The sequence below is a fragment of the Paenibacillus sp. FSL W8-0426 genome (assembly GCF_037969725.1).
GTDB classification, from domain to species: domain Bacteria; phylum Bacillota; class Bacilli; order Paenibacillales; family Paenibacillaceae; genus Paenibacillus; species Paenibacillus hubeiensis.
In genome coordinates, this window is the sequence record NZ_CP150203.1 from 2439911 (window position 1) to 2460592 (window position 20682).

27 protein-coding genes and 3 pseudogenes are annotated in these 20682 nt (G+C 40.6%); 29 read left to right on the forward strand and 1 reads right to left on the reverse strand.

All coding sequences use genetic code 11. From position 1 onward, the window contains the following. Window positions 1–120: 120 nt before the first annotated feature. The 21 genes and pseudogenes from MKY59_RS11230 to MKY59_RS11330 all read left to right on the forward strand — a co-directional run. The gene (locus MKY59_RS11230; protein WP_339277575.1) at window positions 121–555 is read left to right on the forward strand and encodes a ParB N-terminal domain-containing protein; all 435 of its coding nucleotides are present in this window, start codon (window positions 121–123) and stop codon (window positions 553–555) included. A 31-nt stretch (window positions 556–586) separates the two neighbouring features. After that, window positions 587–1366 carry a phosphotransferase gene (locus tag MKY59_RS11235; RefSeq protein WP_339277577.1) on the forward strand — a complete coding sequence of 260 codons (780 nt, stop codon included), beginning with the start codon at window positions 587–589 and terminating at the stop codon, window positions 1364–1366. A 165-nt stretch (window positions 1367–1531) separates the two neighbouring features. Continuing rightward, window positions 1532–2343 (forward strand): annotated as a pseudogene (locus MKY59_RS11240) (serine hydrolase domain-containing protein). Window positions 2344–2411: 68 nt separating this feature from the next. Next, window positions 2412–3158 (forward strand): class I SAM-dependent methyltransferase, encoded by a 747-nt coding sequence (locus tag MKY59_RS11245; protein ID WP_339277579.1) that lies wholly within the window; start codon window positions 2412–2414, stop codon window positions 3156–3158. A gap of 120 nt (window positions 3159–3278) precedes the next feature. Continuing rightward, window positions 3279–3743, forward strand: coding sequence for a GNAT family protein (locus MKY59_RS11250; RefSeq protein ID WP_339277581.1), 465 nt, complete (start codon window positions 3279–3281; stop codon window positions 3741–3743). A gap of 75 nt (window positions 3744–3818) precedes the next feature. Beyond that, complete coding sequence (locus tag MKY59_RS11255; protein WP_339277582.1) at window positions 3819–4352, forward strand: AAA family ATPase; 534 nt, start codon at window positions 3819–3821, stop codon at window positions 4350–4352. Window positions 4353–4583: 231 nt separating this feature from the next. Continuing rightward, window positions 4584–5027 (forward strand): GNAT family N-acetyltransferase, encoded by a 444-nt coding sequence (locus MKY59_RS11260; protein ID WP_339277583.1) that lies wholly within the window; start codon window positions 4584–4586, stop codon window positions 5025–5027. Between the two features lie 395 nt (window positions 5028–5422). Continuing rightward, window positions 5423–5896 (forward strand): hypothetical protein, encoded by a 474-nt coding sequence (locus tag MKY59_RS11265; RefSeq protein ID WP_339277585.1) that lies wholly within the window; start codon window positions 5423–5425, stop codon window positions 5894–5896. A gap of 200 nt (window positions 5897–6096) precedes the next feature. Next, window positions 6097–6579: an NUDIX hydrolase gene (locus tag MKY59_RS11270; protein WP_339277587.1), complete on the forward strand. Its 483-nt coding sequence runs from the start codon at window positions 6097–6099 to the stop codon at window positions 6577–6579. Between the two features lie 25 nt (window positions 6580–6604). After that, window positions 6605–7300 (forward strand): polyprenyl diphosphate synthase, encoded by a 696-nt coding sequence (gene uppS / locus MKY59_RS11275; RefSeq protein ID WP_339277589.1) that lies wholly within the window; start codon window positions 6605–6607, stop codon window positions 7298–7300. A gap of 21 nt (window positions 7301–7321) precedes the next feature. Further along, window positions 7322–8056: a class I SAM-dependent methyltransferase gene (locus tag MKY59_RS11280; RefSeq protein WP_339277591.1), complete on the forward strand. Its 735-nt coding sequence runs from the start codon at window positions 7322–7324 to the stop codon at window positions 8054–8056. A 33-nt stretch (window positions 8057–8089) separates the two neighbouring features. Next, complete coding sequence (locus MKY59_RS11285) at window positions 8090–8587, forward strand: GNAT family N-acetyltransferase (RefSeq protein WP_339277593.1); 498 nt, start codon at window positions 8090–8092, stop codon at window positions 8585–8587. A gap of 64 nt (window positions 8588–8651) precedes the next feature. Continuing rightward, on the forward strand, window positions 8652–9182 hold the full coding sequence (locus MKY59_RS11290; protein ID WP_339277595.1) for a GNAT family protein: 531 nt from the start codon (window positions 8652–8654) through the stop codon (window positions 9180–9182). Window positions 9183–9228: 46 nt separating this feature from the next. Further along, window positions 9229–9426, forward strand: a pseudogene (locus MKY59_RS11295) (hypothetical protein); the annotation flags it as partial. Between the two features lie 58 nt (window positions 9427–9484). Continuing rightward, window positions 9485–9970: an NUDIX hydrolase gene (locus MKY59_RS11300; RefSeq protein WP_339277597.1), complete on the forward strand. Its 486-nt coding sequence runs from the start codon at window positions 9485–9487 to the stop codon at window positions 9968–9970. 87 nt (window positions 9971–10057) lie between these two features. Next, window positions 10058–11065, forward strand: a complete 1008-nt coding sequence (locus MKY59_RS11305; protein ID WP_339277599.1) for a phosphotransferase — start codon at window positions 10058–10060, stop codon at window positions 11063–11065. A gap of 47 nt (window positions 11066–11112) precedes the next feature. After that, the gene (locus MKY59_RS11310) at window positions 11113–11577 is read left to right on the forward strand and encodes an NUDIX domain-containing protein (RefSeq protein ID WP_339277601.1); all 465 of its coding nucleotides are present in this window, start codon (window positions 11113–11115) and stop codon (window positions 11575–11577) included. Between the two features lie 441 nt (window positions 11578–12018). Then, a complete protein-coding gene (locus tag MKY59_RS11315; protein WP_339277603.1) occupies window positions 12019–12855 on the forward strand; it encodes an alpha/beta hydrolase in 837 nt (278 codons plus the stop codon). Between the two features lie 109 nt (window positions 12856–12964). After that, window positions 12965–13540 (forward strand): DinB family protein, encoded by a 576-nt coding sequence (locus MKY59_RS11320; protein WP_339277605.1) that lies wholly within the window; start codon window positions 12965–12967, stop codon window positions 13538–13540. 247 nt (window positions 13541–13787) lie between these two features. Continuing rightward, a complete protein-coding gene (locus tag MKY59_RS11325; protein ID WP_339277606.1) occupies window positions 13788–14183 on the forward strand; it encodes a VOC family protein in 396 nt (131 codons plus the stop codon). 43 nt (window positions 14184–14226) lie between these two features. Beyond that, window positions 14227–14442: pseudogene (locus MKY59_RS11330) on the forward strand (GNAT family N-acetyltransferase); the annotation flags it as partial. A gap of 58 nt (window positions 14443–14500) precedes the next feature. Here the strand turns inward: MKY59_RS11330 and MKY59_RS11335 are convergent. After that, window positions 14501–15034: an HXXEE domain-containing protein gene (locus tag MKY59_RS11335; RefSeq protein ID WP_236417295.1), complete on the reverse strand. Its 534-nt coding sequence runs from the start codon at window positions 15032–15034 to the stop codon at window positions 14501–14503. Window positions 15035–15130: 96 nt separating this feature from the next. Here MKY59_RS11335 and MKY59_RS11340 point away from each other — a divergent pair, with 96 nt between their 5' ends. The 8 genes from MKY59_RS11340 to MKY59_RS11375 all read left to right on the forward strand — a co-directional run bounded on the left by MKY59_RS11340 (window position 15131) and on the right by MKY59_RS11375 (window position 20658). Beyond that, window positions 15131–15676, forward strand: a complete 546-nt coding sequence (locus tag MKY59_RS11340) for a hypothetical protein (protein ID WP_339277608.1) — start codon at window positions 15131–15133, stop codon at window positions 15674–15676. Between the two features lie 47 nt (window positions 15677–15723). After that, window positions 15724–16356 carry a bis(5'-nucleosyl)-tetraphosphatase (symmetrical) YqeK gene (gene yqeK / locus MKY59_RS11345; RefSeq protein WP_236417297.1) on the forward strand — a complete coding sequence of 211 codons (633 nt, stop codon included), beginning with the start codon at window positions 15724–15726 and terminating at the stop codon, window positions 16354–16356. A 37-nt stretch (window positions 16357–16393) separates the two neighbouring features. Further along, entirely contained in the window at window positions 16394–16723 is a 330-nt protein-coding gene (locus tag MKY59_RS11350) for a hypothetical protein (RefSeq protein WP_339277611.1), read from the forward strand. A 305-nt stretch (window positions 16724–17028) separates the two neighbouring features. After that, window positions 17029–18246 (forward strand): glycoside hydrolase family 5 protein, encoded by a 1218-nt coding sequence (locus tag MKY59_RS11355; protein ID WP_339277613.1) that lies wholly within the window; start codon window positions 17029–17031, stop codon window positions 18244–18246. A 179-nt stretch (window positions 18247–18425) separates the two neighbouring features. Further along, window positions 18426–18953 (forward strand): GrpB family protein, encoded by a 528-nt coding sequence (locus MKY59_RS11360; protein WP_339277615.1) that lies wholly within the window; start codon window positions 18426–18428, stop codon window positions 18951–18953. Window positions 18954–19093: 140 nt separating this feature from the next. Beyond that, window positions 19094–19741 carry a creatininase family protein gene (locus MKY59_RS11365; protein ID WP_339277617.1) on the forward strand — a complete coding sequence of 216 codons (648 nt, stop codon included), beginning with the start codon at window positions 19094–19096 and terminating at the stop codon, window positions 19739–19741. A 70-nt stretch (window positions 19742–19811) separates the two neighbouring features. Then, window positions 19812–20348 (forward strand): histidine phosphatase family protein, encoded by a 537-nt coding sequence (locus tag MKY59_RS11370; RefSeq protein WP_339277619.1) that lies wholly within the window; start codon window positions 19812–19814, stop codon window positions 20346–20348. 61 nt (window positions 20349–20409) lie between these two features. Further along, entirely contained in the window at window positions 20410–20658 is a 249-nt protein-coding gene (locus tag MKY59_RS11375; RefSeq protein WP_339277621.1) for a DUF6886 family protein, read from the forward strand. The last annotated feature ends 24 nt before the right edge of the window (window positions 20659–20682 follow it).

Genomic DNA, 20682 nt, shown 5'->3' on the forward strand with positions numbered 1-20682 from the left:
TTTTTTGAATTTGAAAAGCTTCTCGGTTTCGTGAATATCGTTATCCGAAATGTTGAACTGGACATTTACACGATAAAAATCACTGGTTCAACTTCTATAATGAGATATGGGGTGCTGACTATGTCTAGATTTACTTTAACGGCTGCAATGAAGTACGCTGCAAACGATGATATTGAAACATGGATACATCACTTTCTGAATGGTGAAGGAGAGAACGTTGGATTATCGAATGGACTTAAGTTAAAAACAAGGTATTGGCTCGGACCAGTCGAAATCGAGACAAGTTATCTTAGCAGAGTTGTTGGGCCAGAATCACATATGGAGTATGTAGAGGATGAGAATTGGTGGAATCATACCATAAATCAAATTTGCGAGCGATTAGAGGCTGGATGGGATATGCCTCCGTTAATTGCTGAAAATCGAAATGGATCTTTTAGTGTACGAGACGGTAATCACCGACTTGGCGCACTGCAAAAGTTAAATAAAGAAAAGTGTCATGTAATTATATGGGACGATCATAGCGTAGATCACATATTAAAGGCTATGCTTCGTTGAAAGGATGCGAAGTACAAGAAAGGAGGAAACGATGAAAATTCAGGACATCCCCATTGAGATCATAGACCAAATCGGAGAAGTACGAAAAATTACTTTTCCCAGGCAAGGTCATACCTCTATCGTTGCTATTTTAGATACACCCGATCAAAAGTACATCATCAAGAAGACAGAAAACGACCTATACAATGAATGGTTATCCAAAGAATATAAGGTACTTCAATATCTTTGCGATACAGGGCTGCCCGTTCCGAAAGCGTATTCATTCTGTGCCAAGAACCAATCAAGATGGCTTCTGATGGATTATATGGATGGAATAAGTTTGAGGGAATTTCTAGCTCGAGAGCCTGATCTCAAAGAAAAGGAAAAAGCCATCTTCAATTTTGGACGTTGTTTAAAGAAAATACATGAAAGTGCTTGCCCGATTGAATTGTTGAAGAAGGATCATTCTTGGTTAGATTCAATGCTACTCCAAGCAGAATATAACCTAACCCACTTTGCTGTAGATGGATCAGAAGAACTGCTTAAACGGTTGAAAGAAGATAAACCAAAACCGATCGAGAATACGTTGATTCATGGCGATTTTACAATAGATAATGTATTAGTGAATGAATGCAATATCGTTGGAGTTATTGACTGGTCAGGAGCTGCGTTCGGAGATCCAAGATATGATGTCGCTTTAGCAATAAGACCGAAACATAATGCTTTTGAGAATGAACGAGATCAAGAAATATTTTTTGACGCATATGGAACGTTGAGAATAACGGATGAAGAATATGATTACTTCGAGAACGGAATATATAACTTCTTTTAGTGCCGCTTCAAAACCGAAAATACGAAGAAGGTGAAGATTGAATTGTTTAACCTTAAAACCTCCCAAAGCGACTCGTTCAAAGAACTAAATAAGTATGTTTCGGACGTAAAGCAGTTCATATCCGCTACCGCTGCTGCAACGTATATTATTCATAATGATCGGATCGTGAATGAATGGTATGCAGGAACACATGCCAAGCCTACAGATAGCCGATTCGTTGATGCCGAATCACGCTTCAATGTCGCTTCCGTCCGGAAGACTTTTTTAGGGTTTGCTATTAGTCTTGCACTCGTTGAAGGTAAGATCGAAAGCATAGACGACCTTGTTGTTGATTATTTAAATGACTTCGACAGAGGAGTATTAAACGATACAACCATAAGGCATTTGTTAACCCATACCCATGGACTGGATAGCCTGCATCATAGGCGGTTTCTCCAAGGAGCAGATTGGAAATACAATAATGTCGGTGTGAATTTGCTTATTGAGCTGTCCGGAAATTATATAAGATGCCTTTGGCACGATTGCTTGAGGACCGCGTATTTTCGCCTTTGGGATTTAACCAAACCGGATGGAGCAAGAAACAGAATGACAAATTAGTATGGCTTAACGAGTCCTACACAGACGATCTGGGGAATGAAGCTAACTTGTTTATGAGTGCGAGAGAATTGGCCTTTTGGGGTTATTTGCATTTAAATAAGGGAGCCATAGAGGGGAAGCAGCTATTTCCTAAAGAAATATTTGAGCAAGTTTCGACGATCATTACGCCTCCGGGTTTGGAACAAAAATTACCGAGAAACGGATTTTTCTGGTTTGTGCAAGATGAACCGCGTTCTTTAACGGAATTAGGCGATACACTTCCATATGGTTCTTTTCAATCTTTGGGTGCTACCGGATGCGCATGTCTTGTCATACCCGAGTATAGAACCGTGGCGGTCAGAATGTATAATCAGAACGGACCAAAAGACGGGAAGTATTGAGAGTCCAACCATCAATAATGACAGGCCAGTGAGCAGCGATCAACATTTATTTTAGAGGAGATGATCTATTGAACAAATATCGTGTGCATGAAACCAACAGATCGTATTGGAACACCAAGGGAAATGACTTTTTGGAAGCCATCGTGCTTCCTTTATATGGAGCATTTGTGTCGGAAGAAAAACACCAGCTTTTTGGCGATGTTTCAGGAAAAAAGCTGTTAGAGATCGGCTGTGGAAACGGTCAATCCTTGCAATATCATGGGGAACGCCAATCAAAAGAACTTTGGGGTTTGGACATGTCGGACAAACAAATTGAAAAGGCAAAGCAGCGTATGGCGGAGAGCGGTCTTTCAGCAACATTGATCTGTTCTCCCATGGAAGAAGAATGCGGCATTCCGTTAGCCTATTTTGATGTTGTTTATTCGATTTATGCCATAGGCTGGACAACCGACCTTGAAGGCACTTTTCGGCGGATCGCTTCATATTTAAAAAAAGACGGCGTATTTATTTTCAGTTGGTCCCATCCTATGCACAAATGTATTGTTGAAGAAAATGAACGGTTTACGTTTAACAAGTGTTATTTCGATGAATCTTGGTATTCGGTATCTCCTGATTTTTGTCAAGGCGACCTTACCTTATCCGACCGCAAACTATCTACCTATATCAATGCGTTGGCTAAAGCAAGGTTTGTTATTGAACAGATGATTGAAGAAACCGACAATGAGATAATACAATTGCGCGATGAAAAACATGATTTGGCAAAAAGAGCGAGGATGTTTCCTGTAACCTTTGTGATCAAAGCAAGAAAACTTTAAAGCATCATCGATTATTTCAACAATGGAACCCGAGGTAATATAACCGACAAGCCAAGATGTACAAATGAAGGAAGAGGTTGCTTAAAAAATATAGTTTCTCAAGTTGGAGGAGGGAGTATTATGACATATTACATTGATAAAATGAATGTGGATTTTGCTAATGAAGTATTAAGGTGGAAGTATGAACAACCATATGATTTTTATGATAATGAACCTTCGCAAGAAGCGTTAGTTGAAATGCTCAACGAAACTTATTATGTAGTTTTAGATAACAAAAATGAATTGATTGGATTTATATGCATGGGTGGTTCAGCTCAAATTGAAAATGAAACGTACGTATATTCCGAAGATTCTATAGATATTGGAATAGGAATGAAGCCAGAATTAACTGGTAGGGGGCATGGGACTGCGTTTTTCACATTTGTACTCAACTACATAAATAAAATGTTCGGGAAGAGTCCCTATAGACTAACTGTAGCAGAATTTAACCAGAGAGCGATTCGTCTCTATGAGAAATTTGGATTTATCAAAGAGGATACGTTTGTTAAGGGAGAAAGCAAGTTCATTGTCATGATTAAGAAATAAAGCAAAAGAAGATTTAAGTCTATGGCGGTACGAGAAACGCCCATATATTGCATTATTTTTCAAGGAGAATACAACATGTCAAAAACAGTTTATATCATTTCCGGTCCCGCTGGGGTGGGGAAATCGACGACCTCAAAGAAACTGGTTGAACAATTGGAGCGCAGTTCATATATTTCTGGGGATGACATTAGTCACCTGCCCGTAAACGGGAGAGGCAAACCTTGGCTATGTGAAGAAACGCATAAGTTGACTTGGAGAAATATATTAAGTTTAGCGAAAAATCTGATTGAGTTTGATTACGATGTTGTTATAGATTATGTGACGTTTCCATCTGAGGCTAACTGGTTAGCGAATGAACTGGGGAGTATGGATGTGAGGATCGTTTATGTTGTGTTTATGGTTGATCCTGCAACCCTTGTTATAAGGGACCGGTCAAGAGATCCATTATTTCAAATGGGAGAACGAAGCGTAATTCTATTGAATGAATTTAAAGAAGCGTTAAAAGACGAAAGACATATCTTAAATACGGAGCAATATTCTGTTGACCAGATCGACGCAGTAGTTGCAGAGATATTAAATAATAATCGATTTTTGATAAGCTACATTTGAAGAGGCTGAGGCCATCGAAAACATCCGACTAGGTAGAAACATAATTGGAGTGGAATAGAGAAGTCAACCTTGAAATATGTTCCATTATAATGATCGATAACTTGAAAGGAGTGATGTGGTATGAACAATACACATTCGAGTAATGCCCATAGTGGTTTAAGAGGTGTTTTGATCTAACACAGAGGAGTGTTCAAGTAGTTCCTCTGTGAACACGTTGAGGAGGAATTGAACATGACAATAAGTTTGAAACCCGTGTCGGTCGATAACTGGTATAGCTGCACCCAATTAGAAGTAAGAGAAGATCAAAAGGAAGTATTCCCGGCCCCGATCGTATATTGGATTGCTGAATCGAAGTATGTCACTGAATTTCAACCGATGGCGATCTATTGTAATGAGAATATTATCGGTTTTATCGTTTATTGTACGATTCCGGATGAGGATGGAAACTATTGGATTCCGGCGCTAATGATTGACCAGAAGCATCAGGGAAAAGGACACGGAAGAGAAGCGATGAAGCAACTGCTAACACTCATGAAAGAAACACTGGACTGCCAAAGAATCATGATCGGGCACAGACCGGAAAACACGGTTGCAGGCGCTTTATATGAATCATTAGGATTCAAACGAATAAGTCGAGAACTGATCGATGGTGAAGTGGTCCGTCTTTTGATCTGAACGTGTTGATTGAACCAGGTCACGATTCATAAAGCGAATGAGCCGATCATCAAAACGTGGCTGCTGTATAAATGGAGAAACAAAGTGATTGGAAGGGAAAAGTGAATTCGTAACAGGAGTGTTACAACAATAGACTGAAATCTAAAACTGAATCAAAAGAAAGTCGAGGCAAGAAGATAGAGTGCTTGTACGGTATTGTAAACGAAGGTAAAATATAGATATCCTATCCAAAGGTAGCGAACTGACACCGATCGGAAGATGGTACAGTGCTCGTAGTACCTAGTGAATTTATTACTGCGGTTTATATCATTGTACTAACCAAGTGTTAACGCACTTGGTTTTTCATTAAGACAGATTGTCAAGCTCCAACGTTAGATGTAAGGGAGGGGGGTGGTTTGAAACCGTGTATTGTTATCATTGTCTTTTTAATTTTTCTCGGATGTCAGTCAATAAAGCCGGTTCAAACTACAGCATCGAGTACAGTAGGTGCTTTGTCTAGTACGACTCTGGATGATTATTCCGCAACGCTTTCGATCCCACAAAAAGTAAAGGTCAACGAGGAATTCACGATCAAGGCTGAACTTAAAAAAGAATTAGAGCAAAAAGTGACGATTTCGAGTAAGCAGCAAATGTTCGTCTACGTGATTAAAGATCGTAATGGGAGACAGATTAATTCCTATGCGATTACGGACAAAGGAAAGAATCGAGAAGTTTCTGGTAAGGTTGTTATTTCGGAAAACTACAAGTATAAGATTAAGCAGCCTGGTATATACGAAATCTCGGCAATAGCAGAATTTACAGTCGTTAAAGACGGAAAGAGTCAAAATTTTAAAATTGAAACCGATTCTAAGCAAGTAGAAATAGAATAATAAACACGAACCCATGCGGCGCTCCTTATGGTCCGTCTTTCTTATTCCGAGCGGCGGCACCAGCATATATAGTATACCCGGTAAGCACGTTGGGCTTGTTCTGCCTGATCGCCTTCGGTAGAAGCTGCACGCTCTAACTCTCGGCAAATGGTCGAAGAATATTGAGTCATTTTGATGATCCGAATGAATGGGGGATAACGATGCCATTTCCAGTACATATCGTGGCAGCAGCAGGTTTTGTCGAGAATAAGCACGGTGAAGTGTTGTTAGTGAAAGATCGGCGGAGTGGGTGGGTCTTTCCTGGTGGACAGGTGGAGGCCGGCGAAAACCTCATCGATGGGTTAATCAGAGAAGTAAAAGAAGAAAGTGGAATAGAAGTTGCTGTATCATACTTGATTGGTGTATATTCCAACACTGCGACGTATGAAGGGCATAGCGGAGTGGGAATGGTGCCTACCAAAGTATTGTTCGATTTTGTATGTGAACCTGTGGGCGGTGAACTAACAACATCCGAAGAAACATCTGAATGTCGTTGGGTTAGAAAGGATGAAGCGCTTAAGATGATATCGGCTCCGGCGATTCGTACGCGGTATCAAGCGTATCTTGATTTTGAAGGCAGCATCCATTATGCGGAGTATATCACCAAACCTGAATTTGAATTAAAGATGAATCGCAAAATATAGCAAGATGAGAGTTGGAGGGTTACCCATGAACATAGAGGGTAAGGGACTTGAGCATATCGCAATCATGATGGATGGCAATGGACGTTGGGCGACGAAACGAGGATTACCCCGAACAGCTGGTCACTATGCCGGTATGGAAACGATGAGGAAAATAATCCGTGATTGTCATGCGATAGGATTAAAATATGTCACGTTGTATGCGTTCTCATCCGAGAACTGGAAACGGCCCAAAGATGAAGTTGAGTATCTTCTGAGTTTGCCGATGAAATTCCTGAATGAAACCACATTAATGGAATTTGATCGGAACCATATCAGGGTCAGGTTCATCGGAGATCTGTCAGGGTTCTCAAAGGATTTGGTCCATTCATTTGACAATATTGAAGAACGAACAAAAAATAATACGGGCATGACCGTAAGCTTCGCCATAAATTATGGTGGGAGAAATGAAATATTACATGCTATGAAACGACTCATTTCGGATGGGATCGATCCTGAATTAATAACGGCAGAGGTTATCGAAAATTATTTATACACTCAAGGGATGCCTGCTCCGGAACTGATTATAAGAACGAGTGGAGAACAAAGGCTAAGCAATTTCCTGTTATGGCAATCATCCGTTGCAGAGCTTTGGTTTACCAAGACATTATGGCCTGATTTTACAAAGGAACATTTATTCGATGCGATCAATGAATATCACAAGCGGAAATCACATGTCAGCTAAACCATGGAGGATTATCAATAGATGAGTTATTATGGAGAATTGTGCACCAGAATGTATGAAAGTGACAAATCATTAGCTGAGGGGAAAGAACTGGAGTTTTATCTTTCTTTTGTCCATCGAAAAGATATGCGCGTACTAGAGCCCATGTGTGGAAATGGCCGTTTGTTAATTCCTTTTATGCAGCAGGGGATTGATATCGAAGGATTCGATATTTCTGATGATATGTTGAAGGTGTGCAGAGAGAAGGGCAAGCAGTTGAATCTTGAACCTCGTGTATATAACCGCGGAATTGAAGATTTTATAAGCCCTAACACATTTGATTTGATCGTCATTCCGTTTGGATCATTCTCCTTACTACCAGACGAACTGGTGAATATGAGTCTACACAATTTGAAAAAAGCTCTAACCGATCAAGGGAAACTCCTTGTTACGATTATGTTGAAGGATAAAGAGGTACATGAACTCCCCGAATGGACGGAATCAGGAAAGGTACATTTCGAGCATGAATCGATTGTGTTGTACAAGAAAACGCAATATCTCAGAGATCGATCCATATTATTTACCGAACTAAAGTATCAACTGCAAAACGATGATCAAATCATAAAGACGGAGATGATGGAATTTCCACTTAAGCTTTATTCGATCACAGAATTTGAAGGTATACTCCAGGACAATGATTTTGAACATATTCGGTTACATGAAGTGAAGGATGGGTATGGGCAAGGGACTTGTTTTCACGTTTTTGAGTGCAGTTAACCAAAATACGAAATCACGAAAGAAGGATGCCATATGATTGCCATTCGCTTGGTTTCAATGGAGGATATTCCGCATATTCAGTCCATTGCTCATGAAACATGGATGTACACATATGGAAGTATATATACCAAAGAGTACATTGATACGTTCCTAAGTAGAGCTTATTCTACCGAGAATTTAAGTCGATCTGTAGAGAGAACACTTCAAAGTGAGAAACGGGATTTTTTGATCGCAGAATGGAATGACGCAGTCGTCGGATATGCTCACACCCGTCAAGTAAACGAGGAAGAGGTTGAATTACTACGAATTTACGTACGGCCTGAGTTTCATAAAATGGGGGTAGGTAAAGCTTTCATCCAAGAATATATTCACGTTTTAAAGCCAATGAAGAAATTGTTTGCGTGGGTAGGAAAAGACAATTCTATAGGCAGGGCATTTTATGAGAAACGCGGGTTCGTCCAAACGGAAGAAATGGTAGATACCACTGGAGGGCAGGAAAAAACACAAATTAAATATGAACTGAAACTGTAGAGGGGGAGAACGTCTTGGATGCAGTGGGAATTTATTAAAATAGACATCTAAAGGAGAATAAGAAATGTTTCCAATCCTAACAACGGAAAGAACAATTTTGAGAGAAGTACAATTTGAAGACGTTGAACAAATATATGATTCCTTTTCTAATAAAGAAACCATGAAATATTATGGTCAAGATCCCTTTACTGAAAAAGAACAAGCTGCAAACCTTATTAATCACTTTCATACTATGTATCAAGAGAAAAAAGGAATGCGTTGGGGAATACAGCTTAAGGGTCAAAAGCATGTGATCGGAACAATTGGTTTTAATCTATGGTCTCAAAAATACAAACGAGCAGAATTAGGGTTTGAGATTCATCCAGGCTACTGGAGAAAAGGCTATGCGTCAGAAGTAATTCCCGAGGTACTTAAATATGGTTTTGAAGAGTTAAAATTGGCCCGTATTGGTGCAATAGTTTTTCTTGAGAACGAGGCATCCAACAATTTGCTATTGAATATGGGATTTGAACACGAAGGAATTCTCAGAAACTATATGTATCAAAATGGACGCTTCTATGATACGAATGTGTACTCAATACTGAACTCTAATTGATCCTTTTTGTAAAGTGATGAAAGTGTCAAGATATAGGCCCAAAGCAGCAAATGCAGGATATCCATCCATAGCTATTCCGTCAGGGTATATGGATAACGGTCGACCATTTGGTATAACTTTTGCGGGAAAAGCATTCAGCGAGTCCACGTTAATTTGCATCGGTTATGCTTTCGAACAACGAACCAAGCATCGTAAAAAACCGAATGGTTATCATCGACTAAATATTACAGATGGATCGGTGTAACTGAAGGTAGTACACGTTAGCTTTATTGGTGCTTGTGAGATGAAAGGGTTGGTTTTTAATGTTCTATGTAAATGCAAGAGCTTTTGTAGAGCGAAAGAATAATGAAGGAATCGAGATCGTTATACAAAGAAGGACTAAGGCAAATGCTGCGTATAAGTTCGAACTTCCCGGGGGGAGGGTGGAACCTTTTGAATCGCAGCTCCAAGCATTGATCAGAGAAGTTAAGGAAGAAACAGGATTGGATGTATATGAAATAGAAGGAGCTAACACTCGGATTGATACGATCGGCATAAATCCTGCATTTGAGGTGGAGTGTCTTCAACCTTATGCAGCGTATCAAACCATTAAGGGACCGATTGATTCCGTCGGTTATTATTTTAGATGCAAGGCCACCGGAGATTTGCTGGAAGCTGGTGACGAAACCGCAGATATTCAGTGGATTGCTATCAAGGAACTTAATGATTTATTTACCCGGAATCCATTGGATTTTTCGGATGTTGATCGTGCTGGAGTGAAGTATTATTTGAAGGACCACGGGTTTTAATTTTTACGTAACTTTACATTTAAGCTTGATTCGGGCGTGTTCTACAGGAGCTTGGTCAGCGGGATGAACTTCCAGGGGGACGAAACAATGAATCTTCAATACAATATACAATTTGAGAAAATGTGTCATACGTTACAGCTGGGTGAGATGCTTAAAACACCTGAAGCTATTTCGGGCGGTTTATTACATAGGATGTTTTCTTTGGAGACCTCTAAAGGGAGATATGCTGTAAAAGCATTAAACCCACAAATCATGGCGAGGCCAACTGCCTATGAAAACTATATTCGGTCAGAAAAAATCGCAAGCCTTGCATCAAATTATATACCTGCTCAACCTGCAAAGGTGTTTAATGGTCATGGACTGCAAAACATAGACAATCAGTTTTATCTGGTTTTTGACTGGATCGAGGGTTACAGTCTTAAATCACAGGAGATTACTACAACCCATTGTACGCAAGTGGGCTCTATTCTTGCTAAACTTCATGAGATCAATTTCTCTCAGATCGAGAATAGCAACAACAATACGAATAACACAAAAGACACAGACTGGCAATTCTATTTAAGTAAGGGGAAAGAACTCGATTCTTCATGGGTAAACCTGTTAGCCGCTATTATTGACGAGTTGTTTTTGTGGACTGATCGAGCGAATCATGCCCTCCAATTATTGGCGGGAGAACGTATATTGAGTCATAGAGACCTGGATCCAAAAAACGTAATGTGGAGTAAAGGCAGTCCCATATTCATTGATTGGGAATCAGCCGGAGTTATACATCCAAAACATGATTTAATGGAGACCGCTATTTATTGGTCAACGGGGGATTCGGGAGAAATAGATCAAGAAAAATTTAATGCTTTTGTCACGGCATACCAAGAGCACTACGGCGTTGTAACTGCAAATTGGAGGATAGTTCTGGAACTTGGTTATTTAAGTAAACTCGATTGGTTGGAGTATAGTCTTAAACGATCATTATGGATTGAATGTGCAGACGCAAAAGAACAAGAAATGGGCACAAAACAAATCGTAGCTACAATTCATGCACTGAAACAATATGAAGAGATGATCTCCATATTAGAGACGTGGTTGAACAACGGATAATATCAAATACTTTCGTGAAATCCAAATCGCATGGAAGGACTGAGACCATGACTAGACGTATTGTTGTAACTGGAGGAGCGATCATTCGAGATGAATTTGGAAGAATATTATTGCAGAAGAGATCGGATTATGGAGATTGGGGATTGCCTGGTGGCGGGATGGAACCTGGTGAATCCATAGAAGAAACGATGCTAAGGGAAGTGATGGAAGAGACAGGTCTTGAAGTCAAACAATATCATTTGAATTCCATATATTCAGGCCCTCGTATGAAATATACATACCCGGATGGAAATGAAGTTGTTTTTGTCATGTTTTTGTTTAATGTTGAGGCGGAATTGAAAGGGAAAATATTAGATGACGGAAAAACGGTGAATTTCAAAGATCAAAATAATGAGTCGTTACAACTCGTGTTCAAGGGACTCGATGAGATTGATTTGGACTCGATAAATGCCGTGCAAAAGCCGGTGTTTGTGGATTTGATAACAAATAACAATAAGTTATTAAAAACATAATGTTGTAATGATACATAGAATTCACTATATAAACGCAAAAACATACAAACACACGTTAACGGAGAGGCAGAACCAATCTGGAGAAGCAAAGCGGTCGCGTTTATCACCGGATTTTCCCGCTAGAAAAGGGGAACCAAAAAATCTGGGGATAACAGCGATCGGAAGATGGTACTGCACTCGTAGTGGCCTTGTGTGATTGATTAGTGCGGTTTATATAGATTTATGTAAAATGTGGTTTTAAGGAAGAAGGCAGATTCAGAGAAAAGATTTATAAACACGGGAAGTACTGGGATAGCATTTGCATGAGTCTATTAAAAGTGAATATACATCTTCTTAAGCATAACCTTCCAAAAGAACATGGCATCTGCTTTACTTAAAAATGTTCATGAAAGGATCATAACGATGGAGAGATATAAGAGCTCGTCCGGAAGAAAATTAATTATGGATTCCTATAACATGCTGCTGCATTCATGGGAAACGGATTTCGTAGAAAAGGTGATCGAGACGACCTATGGATCGACGCACGTGATCATTGCCGGTGACCGTTCGAATCCACCGTTGATGCTATTTCATGGGACAGCAGATAATTCGGCCATGATGTGGATATACAATATTAAGGATTTAGCTAAGGCGTTTTATGTGATTGCGGTAGATGCTATAGGGGGATCTGGCAAAAGCGAACCTAATGATGAATATTTCAGAGCATTCAATCAAATCACTTGGATGGACGACATTGTGACAGCTTTGAACATCCATACCATAAATATTTGCGGAGTTTCATATGGTGCCTATTTATCTTATAACTACACATTGAAGAGACCTGATAAGGTAAATAAGGCAGTCTGTCTTGCAGGTAGAATTCCAAGCAATTCATTTGAAGTGATTTATAAAATGATGGCCGCTTTTTTGCCAGAGGCATTATTTCCGTCGGAAAAAAACTGTGAAAAGCTGCTGAATAAATTGAGTGGGCCTCATCGTTCGCCATTTCAAGACAATGAACTTCTGATGAAGCACTGGTACTACTTGTTAAAGTATTTTAACAATAAATCGATGATGCAGCACAAAATAGAAATACATACGGATCAGGAGGTATCCGAATTAAGGAACAAGGTATTGTTCCTCATTGGTGAATACGATCGATTATCCAATTATCCGAAAGCTATAAAGAAACTTGAGGACAACAGAATGAATTACAAAATCATTCCTGATGCGGGACACGCAATAAATCATGAGCAAGCCGATCTGATCAATAAGGAGATTATTGACTTTCTAAATTGATGGGGCTTCATTTAGCTGTTTGTAGCTCATGGTGCAATCATGGGCTTTTTAATTTATTTTAAGTGATGCCGTTCCTTCAAAACCCAAAATCAAAAAGCAGGTGAAAAATATGAGTATAAGTAAAACGATTACATACATCGATTTTGAACTGTCCAACACATTAAATGAATACCAGCCTTGGTTTGGGCTGAACACCGAAGTGCTTTGTTTTAAACCTAAAGTGGGGTGGAGCATCGGACAGATTTTGGAGCATGTTACATTAACCAATCACTATTTGTTGATATTAATCAGAAAAGGGAAGAGAAAGGCGATTGATTTGGCCGGAAAGAAAGATTTACAAACACTGTTAGAAACATATTCATTTAATTTGCATGAGCTAGATGCAATTGCTAGACATAACTCATTTGATTGGATTAGACCCGAGCATATGGAGCCGACAGGAGATAAAGATCTCGAAGAAGTAAGATTACTGCTTGAGGAACAATTAAAAGAATGTAGAGACATACTGTTCGAAATGAACAAGGGCGAAGGAATACTTTACAAGACGACGATGACGGTAAATAACTTAGGGAAGATTGATGTGTATCAATATATTTATTTTCTGTGCCAACATGCCAAAAGACATATCACCCAAATGCAGAAAGTTCTGAATGAGTATAATGAAATTAATCCATTAGGATTATGAGTACATGTAAATAGAAAGGAGGTCATCCGTACAACATCGTGGAACTTGGAAGAGCAGTAAAAAAAGATAAAATCGAAAGCTGCGTTTCCTGCAACTAAACGTAGTATTTAAGCGTTAGGAAAATAGGGATTAAACGATTGGATTATCTAATCAACCGGACATTTCGCGAGGAACTCTTTTGAAAAAATAAAGATATGCTGTGATCGAGGATCGTATTTTTCAATAAAACGCAAATCGGAGGTATTCCATGGAAAACGGAAAAATCTTGGGTATTGCTTACAATGTGATCCCTGTTGAAGACTTGGAAGCATCCGCAGCCTGGTTTGTTAAGCATTTCGGATTCAACATCAGAAATCGAAGGGAAGGATATTTAAGCCTTTTCAGGGAGAACCGACCTATTTTGGATCTGATCCAAAGCGAACATAAGTCAAGAGCCGTATTCGAAGTGCGAAATCAAAGAAGATGGGTGATTACCTTTTTCACGGACGATATTGCATCGTTACATAACTATTTAAAATCAGAAGATGTTAAAGTCGGGAACATAAGTGATGAAGGAAAGTATGGGAAGTTTTTTGTGATGGAAGATTTGGACGGCAATTTGTTCGATGTTTGGGAACACCATGATTGTGAACTGATTTTTTAACGAGAAAAATAAAGGATTTGGTTTTGTTCACGAACATGTTCCTGAAATTGGCATGGCCTTGCTAAAAGAATATTGCGGCAACGGAATAGGTACCTCCTTAATGAATGAACTATTTAAAGAAGCTAAGCAAAGAGGAATCCGACGCTTATCCCTGAGTGTGGACCCAGGGAATATACCAGCCGTGAAACTGTACGAGCGGTTCGGATTCAAAGAAGTGGGGAAGGTGGGTACTTCCATCACGATGGTGGTTGAATTGTGATCAAATCATCAGTTTGAGAGATAAAAGCAGAGTTTTTGAAAAATGTATGTATACGTAATCAATCAGGAATAACTTTTTTGCCAATGATATGTCCCAACATGACTATAGGGATCAGGATCAGGCCAACAGCCAGACTTTGTATAAATGACCACCAGGTGAGCATGTTCAATTCTGCTAAACGGTAGAATAAATAAACGGAATAGGGAAGAGTTACGAAAACGGCTGTCACTACTCCAGGGGTGTACATTCGCAAGTAGATGCTTTGAAATAGATGAGTGAACACATGGATGAAGAGAACAGCATTAAAACCGATGAATAACAACAAAGAATGATGCTCCGCAGCTATCCACGTTACCGGAATGAACATAATGAATTCCAAAGCAACCGCCACGGCAAATTGAGCAGAGGTAATATGCTGAAAGGAATCGAAACGCCGTCTAAGCGGCTTGGGCAGCGCTGAACGAACCAACCCATGGTTTCGTTTCATCCATTTCTCTACAACAATAATTTCTTCGAAATCATGAATCATAAATGCAGCGAAAAACAGCCAAATCAGCGAATTCAGGCTGATCTGTTCATTGAACCAGTCCATAGCTTCCTCCTGTGAATTTTTAGTATGTTGTTTTAAGTGAGCTTCCCATTTCCTTATTGACAGGTGTGGGTTGAATAAAAAAATGGGGAGAGAAGGATGAAAAAACGAAATTTCTTATTCATGCTAATTGTCTCGAGTTCGTTGTTACTTACAAGTTGCAATGATGCTAACCATACGATGGCTACGCAGGGTGAACATACAAAAACAGTCGATATGGAGCATGCCAACGAACCATCCGAATCCATGTTTAGGATCGAAATGCAATCCCCTCCAACGATTACAGCCGGGGAAACCTTTGAGGTAAAGGGATATTTGGTCAATCAAAGCGAGACTGCTTGGGATATTTTCCATGGTGCGGATATGTTTACTTATACCATTTACGATGATGCAGGTAAACCCCTGCCAAACCATGAGGGGATGATTGCAGTAAATGATATAGGTTTGGGGACAACGCTCCAGCCCAATAGCAAATATAATTACGACGGTGAACAGCATGTTAGTTCCAAGTTATATCAATTGTCGGTAGACCAACCCGGAAAATATAAGATCGTCGGTCAGGCAGAATTCTACATTACTTATGACAATAAATCGCATCGATTTCAAATTAAATCTGAACCACTGGAGGTAAATGTAGATTCATAAATCAAGTGAAGTGAATGGTGTTGGAATTCAACTCGGAAAGGTGATGAATGATGCATCAGGTCCTCGAAACATACTCATCGAATGTGCTACTGTCGGGAAATGTACGAAACGACATTCAAGCCTTTTTTTCAGCTCATCATGATCTTGAAACTTTAAATCATACGTTAATAGTGGCAACCCAGGCAAGGCACATCGCAGAACTTTATGGTGCAGATCCGTGGAAGGCAGAACAAGCAGGTCTGCTGCATGACATCAGTAACGTGGTCCCTGTAAGCGAGATGTTAAATGTAGCCAAGGTACTATCGATCGATATCATGGACGAAGAGTATACCTATGATCGAATTGTACATCAAAAATTGTCCAAAGCTATGGCCAAAGAAATTTTTTATATCACCGACAGTGAGATCTTGGACGCCATAGAATGTCATACCACATTCAGGCCTGAAGCAAGCCTTATGGATAAAGTTCTTTTCGTTTCAGACAAAATCTCTTGGGAGCTGCCAGGAAATCATGCGTATTTACATGAAATCCGAAAGAAGGTTGAAGACGAGCAGCGATTGGATGAAGGGATACTGATCTATCTTAATTACATTTGGGAGCAGCGTTCCAAACTTAAATTAGTACATCCTTGGCTAATCCAGGCGAGAGAAGAATTATTGCAAAAGGGACTTTGTATCTAACAATGTTGTTCCTGTAACGATGTGGGGAGTGAGTGAAATGTCTCTTTGTTTTTACGATAACATAGAAATCAGCGATGAATCGATCGTCAGCATTGATCGGGTGTATGGTCTGGATTTTGGGCAATTTGACGATGAGATGTGGGACAAGTTGTCTGAGATCTATTCCATGCTGCCTGCGCAAATCCAAGTTGACGGCGTTGGACAACCTGCCTGGTTTGGAGAAGAAGACAAACATCACGAATACCTGTGGGCGTCTGTGGAGCCTTCAGGTCTGCAGGTTGTCGGACGATTGAATTCCGCAGATTGGTACGAGTGGGAAAAGACGTTTCATGAGGGAATCATCGCTTTTCCATTTTTCGCGATTTAACGATGAAGACTCGTGTAATATAAAGGCGTTTTCTCACTAAATATGCACGAATAAAAAGAAATATAGTACCTTAATTTCCAATTATATGTTATTCTGAGAAAAGGATGCGCTTTCATCCAAGCGTAGACTTGCTAGTAGGTTTCTCTATCGCTTTTTCTAGCACCGGCAGCTTGGGAATGGCAGCAACGTATACGATGCAGAAAGGAGGGCATCCGGACTTTGATTGCAGTATGGTCAACGAAGTGTGTTCAAGGTAATCGTTCTGCGTGTGGAAGAATCATCATTAAATAAGCGGAGGTTTTGACATGCTGGCCAAAATGAAAAAGTGCGGAATGTACAGTCTGGCTCTTGTATTGTTGTCTACCATGTTCTTAAACGGGTGGAATGCCAAAGTATCGGCGGCAACCCCGATTACATCGGATTTCAGGTCTTTGCAGGCTTCGCAGATCATTAGCGAGATGGGTGCAGGATGGAATCTGGGAAATCAGCTTGAAGCATCATTGAACGGCACGCCAAGCGAGACGGCATGGGGCAATCCTATGGTTACTCCGGAATTGATCAAAAAAGTAAAAGCAGCGGGTTTCAAAACGATTCGAATTCCCGTTTCTTATTTGAATCATATTGGAAGCGCTCCCAACTATACGATTAATTCAGCGTGGCTGGATCGAGTGAAAACGGTCGTTGACTACGCCTACAATGAAGGTTTGTACGTCATCATCAACATTCATGGAGATGGCTACAATACCGTGCAAGGTGGATGGCTGTTGGTCAATGGAAGCAATCAAACGGCCATCAAACAAAAGTATGAGAAAGTGTGGCAACAAATTGCCAACAAGTTTATCAACTATGATGAACGGCTTATTCTGGAATCGATGAACGAAGTGTTTGACGGCAATTATGGAAATCCCAATTCCGCATACTATGCCAACCTGAATGCGTACAACCAAATCTTCGTGGATACGGTAAGGAAAACCGGAGGCAACAATAGCGCCAGATGGTTGCTCATTCCGGGTTGGAATACGAATATCGACTATACCGTTGGCAACTATGGTTTTGTTCTGCCAACGGATACAAACCGATCTTCGTCGATCCCAAGCTCGGAGAAAAGAATCATGATATCGGCGCACTACTATTCCCCGTGGGACTTTGCAGGCGAGGAAAATGGAACGATTACACAATGGGGAGCCACGGCAACGAATCCTTCCAAAAAATCGACGTGGGGACAAGAAGATTACCTGAATTCACAGTTGCAATCGATGTACAATAAATTTGTCACCCAAGGATATCCTGTGGTACTCGGTGAATTTGGTTCCATTGATAAAACGTCATACGATTCGACCAATAACGTATATCGCGCAGCGTTTGCCAAAGCGGTCACCGCAACGGCAAAAAAATACGGGGCGGTGCCGGTTTATTGGGATAATGGCCACAACGGCCAACATGGATTTGCCTTGTTTAACCGATCCAACAATACCGTAACCCAACAAGGCGTCATTAATGCGATTATGCAAGGAATGCAATAAGCCATTCATACGTGTGTTTGTGAACGGCGCGAACCCGCAAACGGGATTTCGCGCCGTTCATATTAATATTGTCCTGATGGAAGTAAGCATTAAAAGAATATAACTTCACATGATGGAATGTTTGGGATAAGATGGATGTTGTGGAAGCAGGTTAATGCCTTCAGAAAGAGGAGATTTCCATGAAAGTTCGTCTTACATCGTATGATGAGAACTGGGCCAGGATGTATGAAGAAGAAGCTCAAGTGTTAAGGGGCATTTTTGGCGACGAAATACGGGCACTCGAACATTTTGGCAGTACGGCCGTTCCGGGAATGAAAGCCAAACCCGTCGTGGATATGATATGTTTGGTGAAAGATATTCAAGTTATTGATGGATACAATGACCGTATGCATGCTCTTGGGTATGATGTGGCCGGAGAATGGGGCATTGCGGGAAGACGGTTATTTCGAAAAGGCGGGGAACAGCGGACGCATCATATTCATTTTTATCCATACGAACATCCGCAAATATTACGTCATTTGGTTTTTCGCGATTATTTGCAAGCTCATCCGGAAGAAGTTGAACGTTATTCAGCGATGAAAGAAGAGCTTGCTCAACGTTACGAGGATACGAGCGACTACAGCAAGGGAAAGAAGCCGTTTGTTCAGGAGATGGAACAGAGAGCTTTGCAATGGCACAGCGAGAAAACGAAATACGGCACTCAGTAACCCTACACTAAACTCACTCGATTAGAACAAGGATGTGAGCGCATGTTGAACTATACGAATACAACGAAAGAGTTAACGGAAAGCGGGATCGACACCGCTATTATTTCTGTAGGTGCTACCGAACAATGCACCTGGACAATTTGATTGCCGAAAAATACGCTGAAGCGTACGGGAAAGTATTGAATGCTTATGTTCTTCCGACAATCCCCTTTAATACATCCGAGGAGCATGCCAATTATAAAGGTACAGTTACCATCAGCCCTAACTTGATCTCTTCGATGATTGAAGAAATGATGGTTTGTTTGATGCGGCAGGGATTCACCAAGTTTGTCATTTGCTCTGGTCATGGCGGGGCTTATTGGGAAGGCGCTTTCATCAAACACATGAATTATAAATACCCGGATATGATCGTCATTCATCCTCATCATAATCATGATGCCTGGCACAGTGCCATTCAAGCAGCAGAATTGGAAGGGCTGGATGAGATGCATGGAGGTTTGCTGTCGGTATGTACGGCAATGTGGCTATGCCCGGATAAGGTGAAGCTTTCATCCATGGGGTCCCATATCCCTGATGAACATAAAAAGTTTGCTGACTTTATGGGATGGGATAAGCTCACATCGGATGGTTGTTGGGGCAGCTTTCAACCCGGGATATACACTGCCGAGCAGTTGGCTTGTAAAGGAGAACTATTCTGGACTACATTTATACAGCGGAAAGCGGAAGGGCTTAAAGCGGTATTGGAAGACGCATATCGTCGAAAAGTTGAAACAGGTACTCAAACGTAAACGGGCATCACTATAAAACATAGCTTTTATATCATTTTGGAATCAAGGAAAAAAGAGTGGGGGTTAAATCATGATCTATGTAGTGCGGCATGGCCAAACGGACCTGAACAAACAAGGCAGACTTCAAGGACGACAAGGGTTGCCTCTAAATGATGCAGGAATGAAGCAGGCGGAATGGCTGCGGGAGCATTTAAGCCGTGTTACTTTTGACTATGTATTTTCTTCTCCACAGGATCGGGCGATTCAGACTGCAGAGATCATTACAGGCCAGAAGGCAGTCACGGATTCCAGGCTGGACGTGTTCGATTTGGGTGAGGCGGATCTATTGTTAAAGAAAGAAGTCAAGTTGGCGGGTGTAATGCCAGATCCCCGTTTTTATCAAGGGGTGGAAGAACTGAATCACTTTGTGAACAGAGTATTTGGATTCATGAAAGAGCTCGAACTTCAACGTGATACCAAGGAAGCCAATATTTTGATATCCGGTCATCGCTGCACAACAGGCTGCATGGGCGCTTATTTCATGGGCATACCGGAAGACGGTAACTTGCTTCAATATTCATCTGGCAATGGGGATTACAAGACGTATACATTTAAATCGGGAGTGTAAGCCCGATAGATGTTCTGAAATGGTAGATTTCCCAAAAGAAATAGATCCTGTGAGGTGAAAAATGTTATATCATTTCGGCGAGGAGCCAGATATTGAACAATTTGTCCCACGAGAGAAACAAAACCGTAAGGATTTTCCGGCCGTCGTATGGGCAATTGATCAAATGAATGAGCATTCCTATTTCTTCCCACGAAATTGTCCAAGAATTGTACTTAAACGAACTCCCGAAATCTCAGAAGAACATCGGAAAATGTTTTTCGGAATGTCGCAGGCGAACAAGATCATTGCTATAGAGAGCCCCAGCTTATGATGGAAAATCACTTCTAGAACTGGG